The 8,336-nt window shown below is 67.0% G+C and carries 7 protein-coding genes; 2 read left to right on the forward strand and 5 right to left on the reverse strand.

The window, feature by feature from the left end; translation table 11 throughout:
- From PKD89_RS14890 to PKD89_RS14905, 4 genes are all read right to left on the reverse strand, one after another.
- A partial coding sequence (locus PKD89_RS14890) for an ABC transporter permease (protein WP_287378382.1) occupies positions 1–1,278 on the reverse strand: 1,278 nt, incomplete at its 3' end.
- Positions 1,279–1,280: 2 nt separating this feature from the next.
- Positions 1,281–2,483, reverse strand: a complete 1,203-nt coding sequence (locus PKD89_RS14895) for an ABC transporter permease (RefSeq protein ID WP_289012191.1) — start codon at positions 2,481–2,483, stop codon at positions 1,281–1,283.
- Positions 2,480–4,087, reverse strand: a complete 1,608-nt coding sequence (locus tag PKD89_RS14900; protein WP_289012192.1) for an ABC transporter ATP-binding protein — start codon at positions 4,085–4,087, stop codon at positions 2,480–2,482. Before PKD89_RS14900 ends, PKD89_RS14895 begins: the two co-directional genes overlap by 4 nt.
- A gap of 27 nt (positions 4,088–4,114) precedes the next feature.
- The gene (locus PKD89_RS14905; protein ID WP_289012193.1) at positions 4,115–5,164 is read right to left on the reverse strand and encodes a BMP family lipoprotein; all 1,050 of its coding nucleotides are present in this window, start codon (positions 5,162–5,164) and stop codon (positions 4,115–4,117) included.
- A 226-nt stretch (positions 5,165–5,390) separates the two neighbouring features.
- Here PKD89_RS14905 and PKD89_RS14910 point away from each other — a divergent pair, with 226 nt between their 5' ends.
- Together PKD89_RS14910 and PKD89_RS14915 are read left to right on the forward strand one after the other, a co-directional pair.
- Positions 5,391–6,404, forward strand: a complete 1,014-nt coding sequence (locus PKD89_RS14910; protein WP_289012194.1) for an adenosine kinase — start codon at positions 5,391–5,393, stop codon at positions 6,402–6,404.
- Between the two features lie 12 nt (positions 6,405–6,416).
- The gene (locus PKD89_RS14915) at positions 6,417–7,433 is read left to right on the forward strand and encodes a methyltransferase domain-containing protein (protein WP_289012195.1); all 1,017 of its coding nucleotides are present in this window, start codon (positions 6,417–6,419) and stop codon (positions 7,431–7,433) included.
- A 62-nt stretch (positions 7,434–7,495) separates the two neighbouring features.
- On the opposite strand, the gene PKD89_RS14920 is transcribed toward PKD89_RS14915, so the two are convergent.
- A partial coding sequence (locus PKD89_RS14920; RefSeq protein WP_324332515.1) for a hypothetical protein occupies positions 7,496–8,336 on the reverse strand: 841 nt, incomplete at its 5' end.

Consider the following 8,336-nt stretch of genomic DNA (forward strand, 5'->3'; position numbering starts at 1 on the left):
TTGGGCTTCGCCCTTGGTGAAGATGGCCCCGAGCGCCTGGGGCATGCGCAGCTTGCGCAACGCGGTGGCGGCGACCACCAGCGTGACGATGTAGGGCGTGTAAGGCAGAAACTCCTTGGGCAGCGAGTCGGTGGACAGATACCAGATCCACAACACTGCCGACACCGAGCCGGACAGGGCGGCGCTCTTCCAGCGCCCCTGCACGGCGGCGATGATGGCGATCAGGGTGGTGGCGATCGCCCCGGTGAGCAGGAAGGCGTGCACCGCCACACCGTTGGCGCCCCGCAGGCGCACCGCGTCGCTGTAGCCGAACAGGGTGGCGGCCCCAACGGCCGACACCGGTCGCCAGTTCCCGAAGATCAGCGCTGCGAGCGCGATGTAGCCGCGGCCGCCGGTCTGTCCTTCGGAGTACGTCGACGTGGTGACCGTCACGATGAACACCCCGGCCAGGCCGGCGAGCACGCCCGAGATCACCACCGCAACAAACTTGGTGCGCATCACCTTGATGCCCACCGACTCGGCGGCCCACGGGTTTTCACCCACCGACCTCAGCCGCAGGCCAAACGTGGTGCGCCACAGCAGCCACCACACCGCCGGGGCCAGCACGATGACCAACAACGTGAACAGCGACAGGCCGGTCACCAGGCCCCGGGCCATGCCGGCCGCGTCGGAGATGAAGAACCAATGATGGTCCTCGATCGTCCCGAGGGCGTTGGACAGCGGGGTGATCGTAATCGTGGGGAAGTCGCCCTTCACCGGGGGGCTTTGGCGCACCCCGGCACCGGAGCCGGCGTTGGCGTACACCGCCGCCGACAGGTAGCGGGCCAGTCCCGGGGCCAGCAGGTTGATCGCCACGCCCGAGATGATGTGGTCGACCTTGAAGATCACCGTGGCCGTGGCGTGCAGCCCGCCTCCCAACGCGCCTCCGAGCATGCCGAAGGCGAGGCCGCCCCACACGCCCCATTGCCAGCCGCCGTAGGCGCCGAACCAGGTGCCCATGATCATCATGCCTTCCAGGCCGATGTTGACGACGCCGGCCCGTTCGGCGAACAGCCCGCCCAGCGCCGCCAGGGCGAAGGGCACGGTCAGGCGAAGGGTCTCGACGACCAGCCCGGACGAGGTCAGGTCGGTAGCGCCCGACATCACCCGGGTGACCGACATGATGAAGGTGCCGGCCAAGGCGAACAACGCCCAGCGGGCGACGGTGCTGAGGGTCCGGCTTCTCGGGCCCTCCGGTTCGAGCATATCCTCGGGCAGGTCGCGAATGGGGGGTGCCATCGTCATGACGTCGCCCCCGTCACCGGCAGCATCTCGCCGTCCTCGTTCGGCGGTCCGTCCTCGGCGCGCAGCTCTCTGGCGGTCGCCCGCTGCAGTTGCACCTTGCCCAAGCGCTCGGCCACGCCGTAGGAGATCACCGCAGCCAGTAGCACGACGCCCTGCATGATCGTGACGATCTCCGGTGGCACGTCGACCAGCTGCAGGCCCTGTCCGGCCCGCTCGAGGAAGCCGAACAACAGCGCAGCGACCGCCATGCCCGCCGGATGGTTGCGTCCGAGGAGGGCGACGGCGATACCGGTGAAGCCCACCCCGGTCGGGAAGTCCTGGGTGTACCGGTGAAAAATGTTCTCCGACAGGAGGACCGGCAGGCCAACCGTGCCCGCGACCGCACCGGAGATCAGCATCACCTTGATCGTCATCACCTTGGGGTTCACGCCCGACACCGCGGCAGCGGTGGGGTTGGCGCCCGAGATTCGCAGGTCGAAACCGAAGCGGGTGCGGGTGACGACCAGCCACATGATTACGCCCATCCCGGCCGCGATCAGCGCAAACACGCTGAGCTTCTCGGCGCCGGACACCTGGAAGAGGTTGCCCACCCAGCCCGACGGGGGGATCTCCTTGGTCTTGATCAGCTGGGTTTCGGAGGTGTCGCGCCAGCGGTTGACCATGTAGGCGACCGTGCCCGCGGCGATCGCGTTCATCATGATCGTCGAGATCACCTCCGACACGTTGCGGGTCACCTTGAGTACGGCCGGGACGATCGCCCACGAGGCGCCGGCGAGCATGGCGACCACGATGATGAAGGCGACGTGCAGCGGGGGAAACAGGTTGACCTGAGCGCCGGCGGCAGCGGCGACCACGACGGCGACCAGGTACTGGCCCTCGACGCCGATATTGAACAGGCCCATCTTGAAACCGATCGCCACCGCCATCGCCGACAGGTAGAGGGGCACCGCCTTGTTGGCGGCGACCAACAGCGAACCTTCGGTGGTGCCAAACGAGATCATCTCGGCGTAGGCCGAGAACGGGTTGTGACCCGAGAGCGCCAGGATCACGCCGCACACCACGGCGGCGAGAGCCACCGCCACCAGAGGTGCCAGCGTCGACGGCAGGGCACTGGCCAGCCGCAGCCGCAACATCGCTGCTCGGCCGACGGTCGCCTCGGGTGCGGGGCTCGCAGCCTGTGCAGGGGAGGGGGCGTTCATGGCGTCACCTTCTGGCGTTCGCCGGCCATGTAGGCGCCCAGCTCGTCCGCGGTGACGTTCGAGGGGTCGACGGAGGCGGTGATCGCTCCCCGAAAGATGACGAGCAGGCGGTCGGACAGCCCGATCAGCTCGTCGAGGTCGGCGGAGATCAACAGCACCCCCAACCCCTTGGAGCGGGCCTGGCGCAGCAGGTCCCAGATCGCCGCCTGCGCGCCGACGTCCACTCCCCGGGTGGGATGGGCGGCGATCAGCATCGACGGCTCGGCGGTCATCTCACGGCCGACGATCAGCTTCTGTTGGTTGCCCCCCGACAACGCCAGGGCGGGAACATCGATGCCCGGTGTGCGGACGTCATAGCGCTCGACGACCTCTGCCGTGTCGGCGCGGGCGGCGCGCCGGCGCAGCCACGGGCCAGAGCGGTAGCGCTTGCCCTGATGGCCCAGCATCACGTTGGACCACAACGGCTCGCTGAGCAGCAGCCCCTCGCGGTGGCGGTCGGTGGGCACGTAGCCCAGCCCGGCGTCGCGCCGGTCGCGGGTCGACATGGTGGCCATATCGATGCCGTCCAGCTCGAGGGTGCCCGAGTCGCAGTGTCGCAGGCCGAGCAGCGTCTCGATCAGCTCTTGTTGACCGTTGCCCTCGATGCCGGCGATACCGACGATCTCGCCCTGATGAACGGTCAGGTCGATGTCGTCGAGCAGGCGGCGGCCGCCGTCCGTGACCAGCACGGCGCCGGAGATGTTGAGGGCGACCTGCTCGCCCGGGGTGTGGCGCTCCGACGAGGGGCTGGGGAGTTCCGAGCCCACCATCAGCTTGCCGAGGGCACGCCCGTCGACCTCGGACGGGTCGACGGTGGCCACCGTCGTGCCCGCGCGCATCACGGTGATCGCATCGGAGATCGTCAACACCTCGTCGAGCTTGTGCGAGATGAAGACGATCGTGACCCCGGCGGAGCTCAACGCCCGCAGGTTGTCGAAGAACTCGGTGACCTCTTGGGGGATGAGCACTGCGGTGGGTTCATCGAGGATGAGGATGCGGGCGCCCCGGTACAGCACCTTGAGGATCTCGAGGCGCTGGCGTTCGCCGACGGTGAGCTGCTCGACCAGGCGGTCGGGGTCGAGCGGCAGGCCGTGGCGCTCGCCCAGCTCGGTGATCGCTGCATTGGCCCGGCGCCGATCGATGACCCCGAACGTCGACGGTTCGGCGCCCAGGGTGATGTTCTCGGCGACCGTCAACTGGTCGGCGAGCATGAAGTGCTGGTGCACCATGCCGATCCCGGCGGCGATCGCCTCGGCCGGCGACTTGAATGCGTGCTCGATCCCGTCGACCCGGATCGTCCCCTCGTCGGGTTGGTGCATGCCGTACAGGGTCTTCATCAGGGTGGACTTGCCGGCGCCGTTCTCACCGATCAGCGAGTGGATCGACCCGGCGGCCACCGTGAGGTTGACGTTGGAGTTGGCGACCACTCCCGGGAAGCGCTTGGTGATGCCCCGCAGCTCGATCGCCGGGCTGGGGTGGGCACCATCACCGGTCGGCGGCTGCCCGGACGCGACGGGGGGACGCATCGGCGCTGTGCCGGAAGCGTCCCCCACGTCGTCGTTCATGGTGCTTGTTCCCCGTGCCCTGAGGGCTCAGCCCTGCGGGGTGATGGGGACTTCGATCTCGCCCGAGATGATCTGCTCCTTGAGCTTGTCGATGTCACCGGAGATGTCATCGACGAAGCCGCCGGAGGTCGAGTAGTCGACGCCACCGGCCTCGAGGTCGAACGACGTGACGCCGCCCTCGGTCGAGCCGTTGTCAAAGTCGGTGATCGCACCGGCGACGGCGACGTCAACCTTCTTGATCATCGACGTGAGCATGATCTTCTGCTGATCCTCGGGCACCAACTTGTACTGGTCGGAGTCGACACCGATCGCCCAGATGTTCTCGTTGTCACCCCTGGCCTCGACGGCCGCCTCGAACAGTCCGCTGCCCGAAGCTCCGGCCGCATGGAAGATGATATCGGCGCCGCCGTCGTACATCGACTTGGCGATCGTCTTGGCCTTGGCCGGATCGTCAAAGCCGTTGAAGTCCGGCGGCTGGGTGATGTACTGCGCTTCGATCTTGATCTCGGGGTTGACGTGCTTGGCGCCAGCCTCGTATCCGGCCTCGAACTTCTTGATCAGGTCGGTCTCCACCCCACCGATGAAGCCGATCGTGTCGGTCTCGGTCTTCATCGCCGCTGCTGCGCCGACCAGGAACGAACCCTGCTCCTCGGCGAACACCAGTTGCTTGATGTTCTTGGTCTTGGCCTCGTCCTCGGGTCCGTAGGCGTTGTCGACGATGGCGAAGGTGGTGTCCGGATGCGCCTGAGCGGTTTCCAGCACCGAGTCGGCGAAGAGGAAGCCCACTCCGATCACCGGGTTGTAACCACCGGAGGCGAGGCTCTCGAGCAGCTCGGCGCGATTTTGGCCACCCTCGTCCGGCTCGAGTTCCTTGGTTTCGTAGCCCAGCTCGTCGGCCGCCTCGTTCAAACCCTTCGAGGCGGCATCGTTGAAGGATTTGTCGCCCTTGCCGCCGATGTCGAAGACCAGTCCGATCTTGCCGTTGTCGCCGCCGGACGCCTCATCACCCCCGTCGTCGTTGCCGCACGATGCCAGCATCAAAGCGGGCACAGCCAGCATGGCGGTCGCAGCCAGCATTCTCCGTCGTGTCGTCACCTGGATCTCCAATCGGTTCGGTTGGTCCCTCGTCGCCCCCCGGCGATGGCGTGACGATAGGCGTCGGCGGCCGGGGCGTGCACACGAGAACGCTCCGGGCGTCTGGATTTCGTCGGCATCGAGCGCCTGCTGCTGGCTTCCGATCGACCAAAGCAGCGTGAGTAACATCGTCGGGTCCCCCCGTTGCCTCCCGCCCCTTTGGAGCCTGATGTCCACTCATGATTCCCGTTCGCCCGCCTCGGTCCACGTGGCCGGAATCGGCAACGCGCTGGTCGACGTGCTGGCGGCCGCCCCCGAATCGCTGATCGTCGAGCTGGGCTTGGCCAAGGGCTCGATGGGGCTGGTCGACGCCGACCGCTCGGCGGCGATCTACGACCACATGGGTCCGGGCACCGAAATCTCCGGTGGCTCGGTGGCCAACTCGATGGTGGGCGTGGCCTCCTTCGGTGGCCGCTCGCACTACCTAGGCAAGGTGCGCGCCGACCAGCTCGGCGAGGTGTTCGTGCACGACATCCGGGCCAACGGGGTGGGCTACACCACGTCGCTGGCCGCCGATGGTCCGCCGACGGGCTCGTGTCTGATCCTGGTCACGCCCGATGCGCAGCGCACGATGAACACCCACCTGGGCGCCGCAGTGCACTTCGGGCCCGATGACGTCGATCCGAGCGTGGTCACCGACGCCGAGGTGCTGTTTCTCGAGGGCTACCTGTTCGATCCGCCCGAGGCCCAGGAGGCCTTCAAGGTGGCGGCCAAGCTGGCACGCGACGCCGGTCGCAAGGTGGCGGTGACGCTGTCGGACCCGTTCTGCGTCGAGCGGCACCGGGCGGCATTCGTCGACCTGGTCGACAACCATGTCGACATCGTCATCGCCAACCGCGACGAGCTGTGCTCGCTGTACGAGACCGACGACATCGAGGCCGCCCACAAAATCGTCGCCGAGCGTTGCCCGATGGCGGTCGTCACCCACGGCCCCGACGGGTCCTTCATCATCACGCCCGACGTGCGGGTGCGCATCCAGCCCGAGCCGGTCGCCGAGGTGGTCGACACCACCGGTGCCGGGGACCAGTACGCCGCCGGATTCCTTTATGGCCTGGCCACCGGGCTCGACCTCGCCACCTGTGGCCGCCTCGGCTCGATCGCCGCCGCCGAGGTGATCAGCCACCTGGGCGCACGCCCCCAGGTGTCCCTGGCCGAGCTGGCCGCCCCGGTGCTGAACGCCTGACCGGTCGGCACCGTGAGCGACGTTGACGCAGGTTGGCCGGGTGGCGCCGATGGGGCAGAGGAAGGCGACGAGGGTTGGGATCCTGCCTTTGATGGTGGGCTGAGAGAAGCCTACGACCTCATGAACGGCGAGAACTTCGCCGGGCTTGAGGCGCACGAGGAGATGTTGGCCGACCGCGTTCGGGTCGACGCGTACCACCGCGGAATCCACGGCAACGTGAAAAAGGGCGACGTCGTGCTCGATCTGGGCACCGGCACCGGGCTGCTCGCGTTCATGGCGAGTCGGGCGGGAGCGAAGAAAGTGTACGCCGTCGAGCACTCCGACTTCATCGATCTCGCTCGTGAAATTGCCGACTACAACGGGTTCACCAACATCGAGTTCGTCCGGGCAAACAGCCGTGAGTTCACGCCCCCGGAGCCGATCGATGTGGTACTCCACGAACAGATGGGCGACGAGCTGTTCAACGAGAACATGCTCGAGAACGTTCTCGACCTCCGCGATCGCGTCCTGGCACCTTCGGGGCGCATCCTGCCGTCGCGGTTTCGCCTCTTCATCGAACCAATTTCGATGCGGGACGACATGCGGATTCGTCGATTTTGGAACATCGACCTACCGGACGACATCGACCTCAGCTTCGTCCAGCAGTCACCGGTCGCCGCTCGCTTCAACGCCTACCGCAACGAAGAGTTCTGGCTGCGCCCGCACTCGGTACAAGCAACCATCGGACGACCACAGCCGATCTTCGAATTCGACCTGAACACGATTGAACACCCCGACGAACTACCCCTGCGTCGCCGCGTCGAGCGGACGGCGACGGCGGACACCATCGTCGACGGCTGCTGTGTGTGGTTCGAAGCGTGCTTTGACAACGACACGACCCTGTCGACGTCGCCCCTCGGACCGGTCACCAGCTGGGGGAATCGCGTCTTTCGCCTCGACCAGCAGATCGCACGGGGCGAGACCCTTCGCCTCGACGTCAGCCTGGGCGACCTCGTCGAGCCGTCGACCTGGAGAGTTCGAGCCTTGTAGTGGCGATTCCGGTTCCGTCGTCGTCATGACCGCACCGCACGTGCGACGGGCGGCTGGTCGGTTCAGGTGATCTTCCGGATTCGCTGGTTGTCGGTGTCGCCGACGTAGATGGTGCCGTTGGGGGCAACCGCTATCCCGTTGAGGTAGGCGAATTGAGCGGTGGGGCCGGGGCCGTCAGCAAACCCTTCGGTGCCGTTGCCGGCGAGGGTGGTGACCCGGCTGGTGGTGGGGTTGATGGCCCGGATCCGGTAGTTGTAGCGGTCGGTGACGTAGATGGTGCCGCCGGGGGCGATCGTCACCCGCCACGGGTAGTTGAATCGGGCGGTGGTGCCGGTGCCGTCAGCAAACCCGGCGCTGCTGCCGGCGAGGGTGGTGACCTCACCGGTGGTGGGGTTGATGGCCCGGATCCGGTAGTTAACGGTGTCGGAGACGTAGACGGTGCCGTTCGAAGCGACCGCCACCCCGCTCGGGGTGTGAAATCTGGCGTCGGTGCCGGTGCCGTCAGCAAACCCGGCGGTGCCGCTTCCGGCGAGGGTGGTGACCTGGCTGGTGGTGGGGTTGATGGCCCGGATCGAATGGTTGAACCGGTCGGCGACGTAGACGGTGCCGTTCGGTGCGACCGCCACCTCAATCGGCGCTCGGAATTGGGCGGTGGTGCCGGTGCCATCAGCAAACCCTTCGGTGCCGCTGCCGGCGAGGGTGGTGACCTGGCTGGTGGTGGGGTTGATGGCCCGGATTCGGTCGTTAGTACTGTCGGCTACGTAGATGGTGCCGTTGGGGGCGACCGCCACCCCCTTGGGGCTGCTGAATTGAGCGTTGGTACCGATGCCGTCAACAAACCCGGCGGTGCCGTTTCCGGCGAGGGTGGTGACCTGGCCGGTGGTGGGGTTGATGGCCCGGATC

The organism is Candidatus Neomicrothrix sp. (assembly GCF_035329545.1).
Lineage (GTDB): Bacteria > Actinomycetota > Acidimicrobiia > Acidimicrobiales > Microtrichaceae > Microthrix > Microthrix subdominans.